The 15,982-nt window shown below is 39.5% G+C and carries 16 protein-coding genes and 1 tRNA gene; 11 read left to right on the top strand and 6 right to left on the bottom strand.

Going from position 1 to position 15,982, the window contains the following annotated elements; all coding sequences use genetic code 11:
* The first annotated feature begins 143 nt into the window (after positions 1–143).
* The 3 genes from glsA to QVH07_RS10660 are packed head-to-tail and all read left to right on the top strand — an operon-like array spanning position 144 to position 2,291.
* Positions 144–965 carry a 1-acyl-sn-glycerol-3-phosphate acyltransferase gene (gene glsA, locus QVH07_RS10670; protein WP_290000258.1) on the top strand — a complete coding sequence of 274 codons (822 nt, stop codon included), beginning with the start codon at positions 144–146 and terminating at the stop codon, positions 963–965.
* Positions 962–1,927 (top strand): glycine N(alpha)-acyltransferase GlsB, encoded by a 966-nt coding sequence (gene glsB, locus QVH07_RS10665; protein WP_290000257.1) that lies wholly within the window; start codon positions 962–964, stop codon positions 1,925–1,927. Before glsA ends, glsB begins: the two co-directional genes overlap by 4 nt.
* Positions 1,920–2,291, top strand: a complete 372-nt coding sequence (locus QVH07_RS10660) for a CoA-binding protein (protein ID WP_290000256.1) — start codon at positions 1,920–1,922, stop codon at positions 2,289–2,291. Before glsB ends, QVH07_RS10660 begins: the two co-directional genes overlap by 8 nt.
* On the opposite strand, the gene QVH07_RS10655 is transcribed toward QVH07_RS10660, so the two are convergent.
* The 3 genes from QVH07_RS10655 to QVH07_RS10645 are packed head-to-tail and all read right to left on the bottom strand — an operon-like array spanning position 2,272 to position 5,082.
* On the bottom strand, positions 2,272–3,162 hold the full coding sequence (locus tag QVH07_RS10655) for a Brp/Blh family beta-carotene 15,15'-dioxygenase (protein ID WP_290000254.1): 891 nt from the start codon (positions 3,160–3,162) through the stop codon (positions 2,272–2,274). The genes QVH07_RS10660 and QVH07_RS10655 overlap by 20 nt on opposite strands.
* The gene (locus QVH07_RS10650) at positions 3,149–4,285 is read right to left on the bottom strand and encodes a lycopene cyclase family protein (RefSeq protein WP_290000252.1); all 1,137 of its coding nucleotides are present in this window, start codon (positions 4,283–4,285) and stop codon (positions 3,149–3,151) included. Before QVH07_RS10650 ends, QVH07_RS10655 begins: the two co-directional genes overlap by 14 nt.
* 47 nt (positions 4,286–4,332) lie before the next feature.
* A complete protein-coding gene (locus tag QVH07_RS10645) occupies positions 4,333–5,082 on the bottom strand; it encodes a bacteriorhodopsin (protein ID WP_290000251.1) in 750 nt (249 codons plus the stop codon).
* A 337-nt stretch (positions 5,083–5,419) separates the two neighbouring features.
* Between QVH07_RS10645 and gyrB the strand changes: the two genes are divergently transcribed.
* Complete coding sequence (gene gyrB / locus QVH07_RS10640) at positions 5,420–7,378, top strand: DNA topoisomerase (ATP-hydrolyzing) subunit B (RefSeq protein WP_290000249.1); 1,959 nt, start codon at positions 5,420–5,422, stop codon at positions 7,376–7,378.
* Between the two features lie 120 nt (positions 7,379–7,498).
* The gene (locus QVH07_RS10635) at positions 7,499–8,401 is read left to right on the top strand and encodes a DUF3078 domain-containing protein (RefSeq protein WP_290000248.1); all 903 of its coding nucleotides are present in this window, start codon (positions 7,499–7,501) and stop codon (positions 8,399–8,401) included.
* A gap of 186 nt (positions 8,402–8,587) precedes the next feature.
* Here QVH07_RS10635 and QVH07_RS10630 read toward each other — a convergent pair.
* Positions 8,588–8,661, bottom strand: a tRNA-Arg gene (locus QVH07_RS10630).
* A gap of 6 nt (positions 8,662–8,667) precedes the next feature.
* Positions 8,668–9,882: an ADP-forming succinate--CoA ligase subunit beta gene (gene sucC / locus QVH07_RS10625; RefSeq protein WP_290000247.1), complete on the bottom strand. Its 1,215-nt coding sequence runs from the start codon at positions 9,880–9,882 to the stop codon at positions 8,668–8,670.
* A 140-nt stretch (positions 9,883–10,022) separates the two neighbouring features.
* Here sucC and QVH07_RS10620 point away from each other — a divergent pair, with 140 nt between their 5' ends.
* A complete protein-coding gene (locus QVH07_RS10620; RefSeq protein WP_290000246.1) occupies positions 10,023–10,673 on the top strand; it encodes an ABC transporter ATP-binding protein in 651 nt (216 codons plus the stop codon).
* On the opposite strand, the gene QVH07_RS10615 is transcribed toward QVH07_RS10620, so the two are convergent.
* Entirely contained in the window at positions 10,674–11,123 is a 450-nt protein-coding gene (locus QVH07_RS10615) for a peroxiredoxin (RefSeq protein WP_290000244.1), read from the bottom strand.
* Positions 11,124–11,262: 139 nt separating this feature from the next.
* On the opposite strand from QVH07_RS10615, the gene QVH07_RS10610 reads away from it, so the two are divergent.
* The 5 genes from QVH07_RS10610 to QVH07_RS10590 all read left to right on the top strand — a co-directional run bounded on the left by QVH07_RS10610 (position 11,263) and on the right by QVH07_RS10590 (position 15,739).
* Complete coding sequence (locus QVH07_RS10610; RefSeq protein ID WP_290000577.1) at positions 11,263–12,066, top strand: DMT family transporter; 804 nt, start codon at positions 11,263–11,265, stop codon at positions 12,064–12,066.
* A gap of 82 nt (positions 12,067–12,148) precedes the next feature.
* Positions 12,149–13,633, top strand: a complete 1,485-nt coding sequence (locus QVH07_RS10605; protein WP_290000242.1) for a nicotinate phosphoribosyltransferase — start codon at positions 12,149–12,151, stop codon at positions 13,631–13,633.
* Positions 13,620–14,255 carry a bifunctional nicotinamidase/pyrazinamidase gene (gene pncA / locus QVH07_RS10600; protein WP_290000241.1) on the top strand — a complete coding sequence of 212 codons (636 nt, stop codon included), beginning with the start codon at positions 13,620–13,622 and terminating at the stop codon, positions 14,253–14,255. Before QVH07_RS10605 ends, pncA begins: the two co-directional genes overlap by 14 nt.
* Before the next feature lie 3 nt (positions 14,256–14,258).
* Positions 14,259–14,774: an acyl-CoA thioesterase gene (locus QVH07_RS10595; protein ID WP_290000240.1), complete on the top strand. Its 516-nt coding sequence runs from the start codon at positions 14,259–14,261 to the stop codon at positions 14,772–14,774.
* Positions 14,775–15,151: 377 nt separating this feature from the next.
* Entirely contained in the window at positions 15,152–15,739 is a 588-nt protein-coding gene (locus QVH07_RS10590) for a T9SS type A sorting domain-containing protein (RefSeq protein ID WP_290000239.1), read from the top strand.
* The last annotated feature ends 243 nt before the right edge of the window (positions 15,740–15,982 follow it).

Below are 15,982 nucleotides of genomic sequence, written 5' to 3'. Positions count from 1 at the left end.
AAATTTAATAAGAGGTAAGTATTTTGTAATCAAAGAACTAGGGCATTGAAAGCTGTCTTGCTCTTAGGAGAAGATATGAATTTTAAATTTTACGGTTAATTTAGACCTTCCAATCACCTTTAATCAAAGCTATAATCCGTAGGATGGGCAAAAAGTTTATTGATGTAGAAAAAGCAATTGCCACAAAAAATCCGGCACTTTTGAAGTGGTTGCCGGGCTTTGCTCTGAACTATATTAAAAGGGTGACCCATGAAAAATGGATTAATGATACCATGGAGAAGATTCATGTTTATCAGGGACATGACTTTGTAAATGCGGTGATAGACGTTTTTGACCTTGAGGTGGAATTAATTGGTGCGGAACACATCCCAAAAAAAGGGGGCGTAATCATTGCCTCAAATCATCCTCTAGGAGCCTTGGACGGGGTAGCCTTAATTTATGCCATTACTAAACATCGGAAAGATGTTCGCTTTCTAGTCAATGATCTGCTCATGCAATTCAGTAATTTCCAGCCATATTTTGTTCCGGTGAATAAATTCGGAAAGAACTCTGCGAACGCTTTGAATACTATCGATGAGGTTTACCAAAAAGATTATGTGGTTTTAATCTTCCCAGCAGGGCTGGTCTCTCGAAAGGGAGAAGATGGGATAATCCGTGATTTGCAGTGGAAAAAGAGTTTTATCACCAAAGCAAAAAAATATGAGAAAAACATTATCCCATGTTATACCACCGGAAAGAACTCAAATTGGTTTTATAATCTAGCGAGGTGGAGAAAGCGGTTGGGTATTCAGGCCAACCTTGAGATGTTTTATCTAGCAGATGAAATGTATAACCAAAGAGGAAAGAAGATTACCATTAGATTAGGAGAGCAAGTGCCTTATACTTATTTTGACGATAGTAAAAATGATGGACAATGGGCTGATCACATGAAGAACGTGGTTTATGATATGGGTGAAAAACAATGAATAAAGTAGAAGACATCATAGCGCCAATTGATCGGGAAATCCTGAAAAAAGAACTTACAGAAGATAAGTTTTTGAGATACACCAATAATGGAGACAATCTTGTTTACCTCGTGAATCATCATAATTCACCCAATGTGGTTAAGGAGATTGGTAGGTTACGTGAACTTACTTTTCGATCAGCTGGGGGAGGTACAGGAATGGCCATGGATCTAGATGATAATGATACCTGTGAAAATTGTTATGATCAGTTGATTACCTGGAGTCCTGAGGATGATGAAATTGTGGCTGGCTACAGGCTTATTCATTGTAAAAACGCCCTTACGGAAGATGGGGAATTGAACCTCTCCACCATGCATCTATTTGATTTCTCTGAACGATTCATCAATGAATTTATCCCTTATACCATTGAGTTGGGCAGATCCTTTGTTCAGCCAAAATATCAACCAAGCATAGATAATCGTAAAGGAATTTTCAGTTTGGATAATCTTTGGGATGGTCTTGGGGCCGTGGTTCTTTTGAATCCAGATGTAAAGTATCTATTTGGAAAAGTAACCATGTATCCTCATTTCGATGCGGAGGCAAGAGATTTACTTTTGATTTTTATGAATCACTATTTCCCCGATAATGATTCTTTGGTCACCCCAAAGCCAAAACTGAAATTAGGCTACAAAACTGATTTACCTAATCAAAAGAATCCCTTTGAAGGTTTAGATTATAAAGCTGGATACAAGCTTTTGAATTCTGAAGTTCGGGCTCGTGGAGAGAATATTCCCCCTTTAATCAATACCTACATGAACCTCTCTCCTACGATGATGACTTTTGGTACTGCGCTAAATGATGAATTTGGAGAAGTGGAGGAGACAGGAATTATGATTCGTCTTGGTGATATCTATGAGACCAAAAAGCATAGGCACATGGATACCTTTGAGAGGGATCGACACTTCGGGAGCAGACATGAATAAGGATAAAACCCTGATTGTTGGGGCCACCACAAATCCTACGCGATATGCTTATGCTGCCGCTGAATTTTTAAAGAGGGCAGGAAAACCTTTTATTCCCATTTCCATCAAAAAAGGTACTGTTTTAGGGGAAAAAATTCTTGACCTTCGGTCAAAGCCAAACCTGGATAACGTGCATACAATTACTATGTACATGAATGAAAGACACCAGGAGGAATGGGAAGATTATTTGCTTTCTCTAAAACCGGAGAGAATTATTTTTAGCCCTGGTGCTCAAAACCCAAGGTTAACGAGGAAGGCTTCAGAAGCTGGAATTGAAGCCATTAACGCTTGCACTTTGGTCATGATTAATACCGGTCAGTATTGATTTTTTTCTTTATAAAGTTATCCATGTAAAGAATGTGGGGAAAAGAAATGAGGGAGATAAGTACAAAGAAAAGCAATACGATTTCCTCACTGGACAAATAAGTTAGCCCTGCCCATAGAATTAAAGAAATACCTACTAAGCTTAAAAATGTAAATGGTAAGAGCTGTTTAACAAAATCCCCCAAATTTTGACAGCAAGGATATTGCCTCAAGTAATTGTACTCGGCCACCATACTGGGAATAGAATGCCAGATTCCGAAGTAAAGGATGAAGCTGATGGCAAGTGGTGTAAAGTAAAGTAGCAAAGGTAGTGCAGTGAGTTCCAGCAAATCACCAGACGAAAACTTCACTCTGCAGATTCTTTGCATAATTAGAGAAAGAAAGAAGAGTGAAAAAATCACATACCATTGAAGATGGTAGAGGGGTGTGATATCAATAATTGAAGCAAGAATAGACTGAGATTCTTCGAAGCTTCCAAGGATAATTATGGCTAAATAAAATGCTCCTCTGGAAAGGTAAAGCAATGCTGTTTTTGCTGAGCTAACTTCAATTCTTTTAATAAAATGAGTTTGCCCAAAATGATAAGCAGACATTCCTAAGAAAAGGATAAGAGCCAGTAGAGGTAAGAAATACCAAACTACGGAGTAGAAAAGTATCATTGTCACATACTGTATAAGAAAAGGCAGGAGAGTGGACTTTGAAGTATGTGGGTTTGAGGTAAGATGATCAATAGCACCATGAGGTATGCCTACAAGCAGCAGAATCAAGCCAAATAGCGCATAATCAAGTATTGGGTAATCAAATCCAATAACTGAATAGGCTATTGCGATGATTAACCCTACACTCTTCCCGATGATACTAATACTTGCCATAGGTAATTAGACTTTTGATAAAGATCCCAAACCGTAGCCTTCTTAGAATTTGAAACTCCTCCCTTAAAGAAGTTTGTTCTCCAAGGAATCTAAACACCTGATCTGGAGGGTTTTGGTGGAATAGATTTAAAAACACTGTTTTTAATTGGCTAGGCCAATTATGGGCAATGTTGAGGAGAATATTGTCGTAAAATTTAAACCGAGACTCTTTCGGAGTTAATGAAAGAGGCTCACCATTTTGGAGTTTTTCTAATAGAATTTCACAATTCTTTTGAATGGTAAAGAATGTATAACCGGTTGAAGGCTTGGTCCAACCTGCTCTTGTGCCAATTGGAATTAAACGCTCAGAGTGGATTGAATTATGGAGGGTTGACATAGGAATTATCCCATCTTCTTCGAAGGTGATTTTGTACTCAATATCCCCGAACTTGTCAGAGATGTAATCTTTTATCGCGCCTTTTAATTCCTTCAGGCTTGTCCGGTCCGTGTCGTATTTGGTAAACTCAATTAAGGCAGAGCGATCTGAATGGGGTAGGACATAGAAGAAGCTAAAGTCCTTTGATGAACTATCATCCACCTCCATTAGGCTGAATGTAGTAGGGTCAAAAACTGGCGAATCAAATTCAACTCTCCAACCTGCAAATACCTGCTTTAAAGAATTACTGTTTTGATTATTTTTCTCGGAGAGTCTTGAATCAAAAACGTATTTGCTTGAAAATGATTCGCTCTTCGTTCTTACAAATGCTTCTGAATCATTTTCATATATTTCAACTACCGAGTCTTGAACAATTTCTATGCTGTCTGAGGAATTAATTTGAGGTAGAATAAATTCATAAAACTCCTTCGAGTTGATATGCCAATATTTGAGCTGATCAAATTCGTAAGTACGATTTTGGTTTTTAGTTCCTAAAGAAAACTTAGACCAGTGTTGATTGAGTGATTTTTCTGGATGGATTGGGAGAGCCTCTTTTGCCCAATAGCACCAGGTTTTGTTTGGTATTTCCCCAAAATGTGGGTCAATTAAAAGAATTCGTTTGTCCTTTAATGGACTATTCAGCACATGGTAAATCATGCTTAATCCAGCACAACCTGCTCCTGCAAATATGTAATCAAATTCTTTCATAAAGATAGAGCCGTTCTCAGAGAGAACGGCTCTTAAATTTTGGTTGATTAAGCTTTGGCGGCTTTAGCCTTAGCGGTTTCAGCGATAGCTACTGAATAAATTACCAGTCCAAATCCAATCTTATTGATAGCATCTGCAAGGTTATAGAATAAGTCAATTGAACTTACTTCAAACGCTCCAGAAAGAAGGTTTCCAGGCAGTACCATGTAACCAATTGGATAAATAGACCATCCTAGAGTAATAAAGATCTTTAGAAGGAACATCGCTCGTCCTAGGGCTTCACTGTTTGACGCCTTAGCAAGTTTTGCCACATCTCCAGCAAACACTTCATAAACGATGTACAAGTAACCCACTGTTGAAAGGATTCCCCACATTACGTTGCTCTCGATTCCTGATGTTTCGCCGATAAAACCGGTTACTAGCATTACTAAAGAGGCAAGAATCAATTTAAACAGAGTTGATCCCTTCGCACCAAATGGCTTTGTAAGTAAGTAAAACTCCACACACATCAAAGGCACAGTAAGTGTCCAGTCAACATATCTGAAGGCAGTAGGGCTTTCACCTGTAGCCAGGTAAAAATCTCTCATATAGTAATAATGGACTGCAGCAATACCTGTTATCAAACCTGACACAAGTAGCGACATCTTCCATTTCCCTTCCACTGAACCTCTTTCTACAAAGAAAAAGACAGCGGATGCAAACATGGCCATGTACCCAATAAAGAAGGTAATGGCGATCGGGTCAGCATTAATGATCCTGTCAAGATTGACTAGATCAGCAGCGATGGTAAAGTTCATAATATTTTAGTTATTAGTTTGGATACTACACTGATAAGAGAAACAGAATATAATTTGTTTAACCAAAAAGCCTCATAATTAAACAAAACGGTTTCAATGGGTATTTATGGCATTTGAACCCCGTGTTATTGTAAATGAAAATCTTCTTTCATTTCATTGAATTTTGCAAAAACAAAAGAAAATTTTGAAAAAATAGCCAAACTCATAATCCAATAAATGAGGTTTATCTCGTTTGAATTTTATCGATCTACTGACTTTTTTTGCTTATCTTGCATAGTAATTCAAATGTCAAAAAATCACCTTTGAAAGCCATTATTAAGGCATTTTTCTTAAACTTATGAGCGAAGAAAAAGCAAAAAATCCAGCAGACTACGGAGCTGGTAATATTCAAGTACTAGAAGGTCTTGAAGCGGTAAGAAAACGTCCTGCCATGTACATCGGAGACATTGGTGTGAAAGGGCTTCACCACCTGATTTGGGAGGTGGTAGATAACTCCATAGATGAGGCACTTGCCGGTCACTGTGACACCATAAGAGTTACCATCCATGAAGACAATTCCATAACAGTAGAGGATAACGGAAGAGGTATTCCTACCGATATGCATGAGAAAGAAAAACGATCTGCTTTGGAGGTAGTTTTGACCGTTCTTCATGCCGGTGGTAAATTTGATAAAGACACATACAAGGTTTCAGGTGGACTTCACGGAGTTGGTGTTTCTTGTGTTAATGCCTTGTCCACTGACTTGAAGGCAACTGTTTACAGAAATGGTGTAATTACCGAACAAGAATTTAAAATTGGTGTACCACAATATCCTGCCAAAGAAGTAGGTAAAACCGATCGCAGAGGTACCACCATCCACTTTAAGCCTGATGACAGTATTTTTACGGTCACAGAGTATAAGTACGAGACCGTTGCCAATAGGCTAAGAGAAATGGCTTTTTTGAATGCGGGTATTCGAATCCATTTGAAAGATCTTCGGGAAAAAGAAGATGACGGAAGTTTCAAGTCTGATGAATTTTTCTCTGAAGGAGGTCTTATTGAATTCGTTGATTATCTGGACGCTGGCAGAGAAAAAATTATTGAAGCTCCAATTTACATTGAGTCGAATGATGGGGAGGTGCCCGTTCAAGTTGCGATGAGCTATAATAATTCCTTTTCAGAAAATGTAGTCTCCTACGTAAACACGATCAATACTTATGAAGGCGGTACGCATGTGACCGGGTTCAGAAGAGCACTAACCAGAACTTTAAAGTCTTATGCCGATAAATCCGGAATGCTGGATAAGGTGAAGATCGATATTTCTGGTGATGACTTTAGAGAAGGTCTGACTGCAGTTATTTCGGTCAAAGTCGCTGAACCTCAGTTTGAGGGTCAAACCAAAACCAAACTTGGTAACTCTGAGGTTTCTGGTGCAGTGGATTCAGCCGTTTCGGAAACTCTGCAGCATTGGCTTGAAGAGAACCCAAGATCAGCGAAGACTATTGTCGGTAAGGTGATTTTGGCCGCACAGGCCAGACATGCCGCCAGGAAGGCCAGAGAAATGGTTCAAAGGAAGAATGTACTCGGAGGTGGTGGACTTCCAGGTAAGCTAGCTGACTGTGCTAATAGTGATCCATCCGTTTGCGAATTATACCTTGTGGAGGGTGATTCTGCAGGTGGCTCCGCAAAGCAGGGAAGGGATAGAGATTTCCAGGCTATTCTTCCACTAAAGGGTAAAATTCTTAATGTAGAAAAAGCTCAGGAGCACAAAATCTACGATAACGATGAAATCAAAAATATCTTAACTGCACTCGGAGTCAAGTTCGGTACAGAAGAGGATGATAAAGAATTGAATCTGGAAGGTCTCAGATACCATAAAATTATCATCATGACGGATGCTGATATCGATGGTTCGCACATCCGTACCTTGATTTTAACCTTGTTCTTCAGGTATATGAGGAACCTAATCGAAAAAGGCTATATCTACATTGCGCTTCCACCCCTTTATTTATTGAAAAAAGGAAAGGATGAGCGCTATTGTTGGACTGAAGAAGAAAGAGCGGCTTTGGTGAAAGAAATGGCCAAAGACGGTAAAGAAGAGAGCGTTGGTATTCAGCGATATAAGGGTCTTGGAGAAATGAACCCTGAGCAGCTATGGACTACCACTATGGACCCTGAGTTCAGAACCATAAAGCAGGTGACCATAGATTCTGCTGCAGAGGCAGATCATTTATTCAGTATGCTTATGGGAGATGATGTGGCTCCACGTCGTGAGTTCATAGAGAAAAATGCGAAATACGCTAAAATTGACACTTAAGAGATTAATAATTGCTTGAAAGGAGGCCTCGGCCTCCTTTTTTTATGGATAAATCTCTAGAAATCAGACAATTTTTTCCGTCTATTTTTAATATTTGTGGCTTGAAATTTTAGATAAATTATGAAAAGACTCTTTACAACCGCATTTTTATCATTAGTTGTCCTTTTTGCAGTACAGGCTCAGGATGAAGTCACAGCTGAAGAAACCAAACAGGATACCACTTATTGGCTTAAGGAAACCTCTGGAGGTATTAATTTAAATCAAGCCTCATTTAGTGGAAACTGGACCGGTGGTGGTGTGAACTCTATCGCCTTAGGCACCTATTTTTTCGCTAGAAGAAACTACAAAAAAGATAAGTGGAGCTGGGATAATACCCTTGACTTACTTTATGGTGTGGTTCGTAACCAAGGAGAGGATGTACGGAAATCCAATGACCGAATATTTTTAGACAGCAAGGTCGGTCTTGCAATCAATTCAAAATGGAATTATTTCGTATCACTTAATTTTCTTTCTCAGTTTGCTCCTGGATATGACTTCTCTGATAACGATCGAACGTTGATTTCCAAGTTTATGAATCCGGCTTATTTGACGACAGCGATAGGGGTTGAATACAAACCAAATGACGAGTTTAGCCTGAGGATATCTCCTTTCTCCCCGAGATGGACCTTTGTGACCGATACAGAGCTCTATCTAAATGTTCCTGAGAATTATGGGGTGGAAATCGGCGAAACCGTAAGGACTGAAGCAGCTGCGTTCAGTTTGCTTCTGGATTGGAATAAAAAATTATCAGAAAACGTGACTTTCGTGACCCGATACCAGATGTATGCGAATTACCAGAATTTCGCTTTCAACGCAATAGATCACCGTTTGGACCTGGCCTTAACGGCCAAAGTTTCTGATCTGATAAATGTTTCTTTGACGAGTTTGATGATTTATGATTTAGATCAGGATAATGCTATTCAGTTTAGCCAGGGACTTGCTTTGGGCATTGCATTTAAGCGAAGTACCTTTCCTGAGGAATAATTAAAAAGTACAATTTTTTATTTGGGGTTTTGATTCTTTAATATTTATAATATATTTGAATTCATTGTGGTAGTTAAATAATAGTTGGTTTAGTTTTCAAATAAAGGGCAGGAGATTTTCTCCTGCTTTTTTATTGTGCCTCTTTGAAAAGTGCAAAAAAAAAGCCCTGGCAAAACCAGGACTTTGTACACGCGGAAGGATTCGAACCCTCAACCCTCGGAGCCGAAATCCGATATTCTATCCAGTTGAACTACGCGTGCTTATTTTTAGCTATTTAAAACTGCTTGAACTTTCTCAGCTGCTTCTTTTAGAGTAATCGCGGATTGAACTTTCAGCCCTGACTCGTCTATGATTTTAGCACCTTCTTCTGCATTGGTACCCTGAAGTCTTACGATAATTGGCACAGAAATATCTCCAATCGTTTTATAAGCTTCCACCACACCGTTTGCGATTCTATCACATCTTACGATTCCACCGAATACGTTGATAAGAATAGCTTTCACATTTGGGTCTTGAAGAATGATTCTAAAACCGGCTTCAACTGTTGTTGCATTTGCTCCGCCACCTACATCAAGGAAGTTTGCAGGTTCACCACCTGAAAGCTTGATCATATCCATGGTAGCCATTGCAAGTCCGGCTCCATTCACCATACAACCAACGTTTCCATCCAGCTTCACATAATTCAATCCTGATTCACCAGCCTCGACTTCCAAAGGATCTTCTTCAGCTAAATCTCTCAAAGCTGCAAGATCTGGATGCCTATACATTGCATTGTCATCAAGATTTACTTTGGCATCCACCGCCAAAATTTTATCATCAGAAGTTTTTAACACTGGATTGATCTCAAATTGAGAAGAGTCCGTAGCTTCGTAGGCTTTGTAAAGAGCCGCTATGAATTTGGTCATCTCTTTAAAAGCTTTGCCGGTAAGGCCAAGCTTAAAGGCAACCTTTCTTACCTGGAAGCCCTGAAGTCCTGCTTTAGGGTCTATCCACTCCTTAATGATTTTCTCAGGAGTCTTTTCAGCTACTTCCTCGATATCCATTCCACCCTCAGTTGAGGCCATGATCACATTGCTGCCAGATGCTCTGTCCAGAAGGATGGATAGATAGTATTCCTTAGGCTCTGATTCACCTGGATAGTACACATCTTCAGCGATGAGAACTTTATTTACCACTTTGCCTTCTGCACCGGTTTGGTGTGTCACCAAAGTTCCACCCAAAATATCTTTTGCCTTTGAAGAAACATCATCAAGACTTTTGGCCAAAACTACTCCATTAGAACCGGTTTCGTTGATCTTTCCTTTTCCTCTACCGCCTGCGTGGATTTGGGCTTTTATCACATACCAAGACGTACCTGTTTCTGCATTTAATTTTACGGCAGCCTCATGAGCCGCTTCAGGAGTATCGGCAACAATGCCTTCCTGGATTTTTACGCCGTAGCCTTTTAGTACTTCTTTTGCTTGATATTCGTGAATATTCATCCTGTCAAAATTTTTGCCCGAAGTTAAGGTCAATGCCTCATTTATCAAACCGGGTAATCTTCTTTTTTACCAAAAAAAAGAGCTTTTGATTCGATTTAAATCAATTGTTCTAATTTTAAGGCCTCTTAGAAAATCGCAGCATGCTGATAGCCAAAAACATCCATAAATCTTACGGAAACCTTCATGTCTTGAAAGGTGTAAATTTAGAAATTAGAGAAAAGGAGGTGGTTTCTATAGTTGGCTCTTCAGGTGCCGGAAAAAGTACGCTTCTCCATATTTTAGGTACACTAGATAAGGCCGATAGCGGCAATGTCCTGATGAATGGTTTGGAATTGGGGAAACTAAAAAAGGATAAACTGGCAGATTTTAGGAATTCCGAGTTGGGATTCATTTTTCAGTTTCACAATCTACTTCCGGAATTTACTGCATTTGAGAATATTCAGATTCCTGGTCTTATCCGAAAAACTGATTTGGGAGAGCTGAATAAGCGAGTGAAAGAACTTGCGGAGATTCTGGGAATAACTCATCGCCTTGATGCCAAGCCATCAGAAATGTCAGGGGGCGAACAGCAAAGAGTGGCAGTGGCAAGGGCTTTGATCAATTCACCAAAAGTTGTTTTGGCTGATGAGCCTAGTGGAAACCTCGATACTTCAAATGCAGAAGCCCTTCATCAGCTGTTTTTCACCCTTCGCGACGAGCTTAATCAGACTTTTGTCATCGTCACTCATAATGATTCACTTGCAGATCTCTCTGACAGAAAGGTTACCATGAAGGACGGTTTGATCGTCTGATCAGCTTTTCAAAGAGGCCAACATACTTTCAATGTGGCCTTTTGACTCAAACATTTCCGAAAAAACTGCGGCGACTTCATGCTTGTCATTAATGAGGTAAGTAATTCTTTTTGGCATCTTGATTAAGGGAATCAAAGCATCATACGCCTTACAAATCTTTCCATCCCTATCAGAAAGAAGCTCAAATGGTAATCTATGTTGCTTCTTGAATTTTAAGTGAGAATCTATGCTATCTCTACTCACACCGAATACAGGGATATCCAGATCACGGAAAGCTTCAAACTGATCACGGAACTCGCAAGCTTCTGCGGTACAGCCAGGAGTAAAATCCTTTGGATAAAAGTAAAGGATAAAGGGTTTTCCGTCTAAATCTTCTGATTTGGAAAGATTTTTTCCAGAAGTGGATGGAAGTTTGAAATCCGGGGCTTTTGCTCCTATGCCTAATGCCATAATTTTTATTTTCACTAACAGGGTGAATCCACAAAAGTTTCAAATCTGTAATTCTTAATCAGAATTTTAAACTTTATTTCCTGAATTTGCCTTTACAACTCAAATTCTGAAAAGTTTGAAGCTTTCAAGTGTACAGTCCATGATTTTGGCTGGGATATTTTTCGCCTTGATGAATGTCTCTGTAAAGTTCCTGCCTCACATTCCGGCTATAGAGATAATTTTCTTCCGCTCCATATTTAGTTTGATTTTCAGTTTGGTTTACCTGAGGAGTCAAAAAATCAATGTTTTTGGTAACAATAAAAAGTTGCTGGTGGTCCGGGGAATAGTAGGCTCCATTGGGCTCATTACCTTTTTCTACACCCTTCAAAACATTCCACTTGCCAGTGCTGTGACCATTCAGTATTTATCTCCGATTTTCACCACCATCCTTGGGATTTTCCTGGTTAGGGAAAAAGTTAAGCCAATTCAATTCCTCTATTTTGGGATGGCATTTGTGGGAGTGATTGTGGTACAGGGCTTTGATACCAGAGTGGATTTAATATGGGCAGGGGTGGGGGTTACTTCGGCTCTTTTCTCTGGTTTGGCTTACAACGTTATCCGCAAGCTGAAGAATACGGAGCATCCTCTGGTAATTATTTTTTACTTCCCTTTAGTTACTCTTCCGATCGCGACCGTAATTTGTTTTTTCAATTGGGTAAACCCTGAAGGCTGGGATTGGGTTCTATTATTATGGATTGGGGTTTGTACCCAAAGTGCCCAATACTTTATGACTGTAGCTTATCAAAATGCAAATGTTTCTAAGGTTTCCAGCCTTACTTATTTGGGGATGATTTACGCCTTGATTTTTGGTTTTATCTTCTTTGATGAGACGTTTACTTTGGGCTCTTATATAGGAATGGGGCTTGTGGTATTGGGAATACTTTTGAACATAAAAACAAAGTAGGTCAGGGGTTAAACCGAAAAAAGAACCCAAAAATCCTGAAAGCCGCCTTTACTCCCTTAATTTTGAAGTAAAGTTGATGCTTATGAAAATCACTAAAGATCTTTACCAAGGCTCGCTCACTTTACTATTGGATTATTACCAGCTCACCATGGCCTACGCTTATTGGAAATCCGGTAAGGCTGAGGAGGAAGCGGTTTTTAATCTTTTTTTCCGGAAGCACCCATTCAATGGAGGTTTTACGCTAGCCGCAGGGTTGGAATATGTGGTAGACTTTTGCTCCAACTTTAAATTCTCTAAGGAAGATCTAAACTATTTGGGGGCCATGAAAAACCAGGATGGTTCCAGAGTCTTTGACAAGGCCTTTTTGGACTATTTGAAAGAAATGGACTTCAGCTGTGATATTGATGCGGTGGAGGAAGGAACTGTTGTATTTCCAAATGAACCTATGATTAGGGTTAAAGGCCCTCTTATTCAATGCCAACTACTGGAAACTCCTCTTTTAAACCTTATTAATTTCCAGACTTTAATAGCCACCAAAGCGGCCAGAATCAACCTGTCAGCAAAGGGCGAATCTGTTCTGGAATTTGGCTTGAGAAGGGCACAAGGAATTGATGGTGCGTTGGCAGCAAGTCGTGCAGCATACATTGGAGGCTGTTCCTCCACCAGTAATGTAATGGCTGGAAAGCTATTTGGGATCCCTGTTTCTGGAACTCACGCACATAGTTGGATCATGGCATTCCCAAGTGAACTGGAAGCATTTGAAGCTTATGCAGGTGCCTTCCCGGATAAGACTACTTTTCTGATTGATACCTACGACACGATTAATGGAGTGAAAAATGCCATAAAGGTCGGTCTTCAGCTACGTGAAAAAGGAAAGGAAATGCTCGGGGTACGTTTGGATTCAGGTGATTTAGCTTATTACTCAAATGAAGTGAGAACCTTGCTTGACAAAGCTGGATTTCCAGATGCCAAAATCGTTGCCTCCAATGATCTAGACGAGCACATTATTAGCTCTTTAAAAAATCAGGAGGCGTCCATTAGTGTTTGGGGAGTAGGAACAAAGCTAGTCACTGCATATGACCAACCGGCTCTTGGAGCTGTCTATAAGCTGGCAGCTTTGAAAAACTCTAAGGGAGAATGGGAACCAAAGATTAAGCTTTCCCAGCAGTCACTGAAGATCAATATCCCTGGGTATCATACCGTAAAACGATTTTATTCCAAGGATAAAGCAGTTGCTGATATGATCCATCTGGAAGGGCAGGAGTATACTAAAGGTAGCTTGGTGATTATTGATCCAAGTGATCAAACCCGAAGAAAGAGAATCATGCCTGCGTTTTATCAGGAGGAGGAATTGCTTAAGCCAATATTTAAAAAAGGAAAGAAGAAATATAAACTACCGAGTCTGGATGAGATAAAGGTTAAAGCAAAAAAACAATTGGATTCCTTTGATAAGACACATAAAAGATTGGTGAACCCTCATTTGTATCCGGTAGGCCTGGAAGAGAACCTTCATCACTTGAGAATGGAGCTTATCTTAAAATCAAAAGAAGAAAATGGTGCAGATTGACCAAGCAAAAGACGTATTACTTCTGGTGGATATTCAGAATGATTTCCTGCCCGGTGGCTCGCTGGCTGTAAAGGAAGGAGATCAAATTATTCCTATAGTGAATAAGCTTCAGTCTAAATTTCAAAAAATAGTAGCTACCCAGGATTTCCATCCTCCTGGACACAAGAGTTTCGCAGCGAATCATGAAGGAAAGAAAATTGGAGAAATGATTCAGTTGGATGGTCTGGATCAGGTTCTTTGGCCGACTCACTGTGTGCAGGGGAGTTTTGGATCGGAATTCTCAGATCAGTTGGAACAAAAAAACTGGCTCAAAATATTCCGAAAAGGATTGAACGAGAATGTCGATTCGTACTCTGGATTTTTTGATAATGCTAGACGGGGCGATACTGGGCTGAATACCTATTTGAAGGAGATAGGTGTCCAAAGAGTATTTGTGGTCGGCTTGGCACTGGACTATTGCGTAAAGTTTACGGCTCTGGATTCCATAGATTTGGGGTTTGACACATTTTTAATTACAGATGGAAGTAGAGCGGTGAATCTAAATAAAAATGATGATCAACTTGCCATTGAGAAAATGGTCGCAAAAGGAATTAATATTATTACCAGCCAGGAAATCGAATAAAATATGTTTGACTACGATCCAAAGAAAAGTTACCCTAAACAGACGGAAAGCCGAGTGGTTATACGGTTTCAGGACTGTGATCCTTTAAGACATTTAAATAATGCCAAGTACTTCGATTACTTCTTCAATGCACGTGAAGATCAGGTACCAAAGCTGTATGGGCTGGAAATCATTGATTTAATTCGAACTTTCAAAGCCGCATGGGTGGTATACAATCATAATATCAGCTATGTAAGGTCTGCCATGGTAGGAGAGTGGGTTAGAATTTTCAGTCGAGTTATCTGGCATAATCATAATACCATTGTGGTCGAGTATATTATGACTGATGATTCTGAGAAGCAATTGAAAACTGTCCTATGGTCCACAATGCGATATGTTACTTTGGCTGAAGGAAAATCCACAGATCATCAGGGAGCTGTTGCAGATTTCCTTGAAGCTACCTCACTTAATTTGGATTTTGAATCAATGGATATTAAATCCAGAGTCAAGGAGATCTCAAATGCTCTGAAGAATTCTTGATTTTTATCAAAACTCTGTGCTTAAATGGAACAAACCTGTACACAATCGTACAGGTTTTTTTTGGCCCATCTGGTTAAATAAAAAGGGATAGAAAAAATTTAAAGTTAAAAGTTGAAAATCATGGGTCGCTCTGGCAACTTTTTCTTTCCTCATTTTTGAATCGATTTGTTCGCTTACGTGACAATCGGACGAGAAAATTCTCATTTTTCGAACAATTTTTTGCTGTAAAGGGCTGTTTTATAGCTTTTTAAGAAAAATCTGGGTCTTGCACTTTCAAGAAAAAGATTAGGGATCGTCTTACTTTTTGGCCACTCCAAAAATTTGTTGGTATGCCAATAGCAATAAGAGAGGACAGAAACTTAAACCAACAAATTATTATGAAAACTTTATTCACTATCGCACTTGCAGGCTTCGTATCAATGTCTAGCCTTGCTAATGAAAACAACGAAGACCTTATGGCTCTTAGCGGTGCCAAGGCAAATTACAAAACAGTTAATGTGCTCTTAAAAGAGGATGTAGGAGAAGCTCGAATTGCCATTTACGACATGAATGGAAAAAGGCTACATCAGAGAAAGGTGAAGGATGCCGACAGGGATCAGGTCATTCCTTATAACCTGGAAGACCTTCCATGTGGTGAGTATCAGGTAGAGATTACTACTGACGAGGAGTCCGTCTCTTATACAGTTAATACTTTTAACAGACCTATTCCAGTAGAAGAGCTTCCATTGAAAGCCAATGGTAAAAAATTGGATAATAATAAGGTAAATCTATCAGTGTTCGGACTCGTGGAACCAGGTGTTGAGGTTGAAATCAGATATGAAGAAAATGATAGAGTTCTTCATGCCGAAACTATCGAAACTCCAAAAGCATTTAGCAAAAACTACAGCTTTGATGGGGTAGAGGCAGAAGATATTTATTTCCACCTTACTGACGCTTTGGGAAGAACGAGAGTAATTCACCTCTAATTCTTCAGAACAAAGGAATAAAAAGACCACGATGATTGGAGACCAGAAATGGTCTCCTTTTTTTATGTTCGACATTTTTTGGAGTAGCTATCCGAGCTTTTAAGCTCTTGTATTTAAATTACCACTGATAGATATCAGGATAAGCTTGAAGTGAAGTAAAACACTCGAGGAAGAAAGATCTTCTGCGTAATGAAGCTCAGAAAACGGATAGTTTTAAGTGGGTGATCAGAAAGGCTTCTCATC

The organism is Algoriphagus sediminis (assembly GCF_030403435.1).
GTDB classification, from domain to species: domain Bacteria; phylum Bacteroidota; class Bacteroidia; order Cytophagales; family Cyclobacteriaceae; genus Algoriphagus; species Algoriphagus sediminis.
Note: the sequence above shows the minus strand (reverse complement) of the source record. Positions and strands in the feature narration are given on the sequence as shown.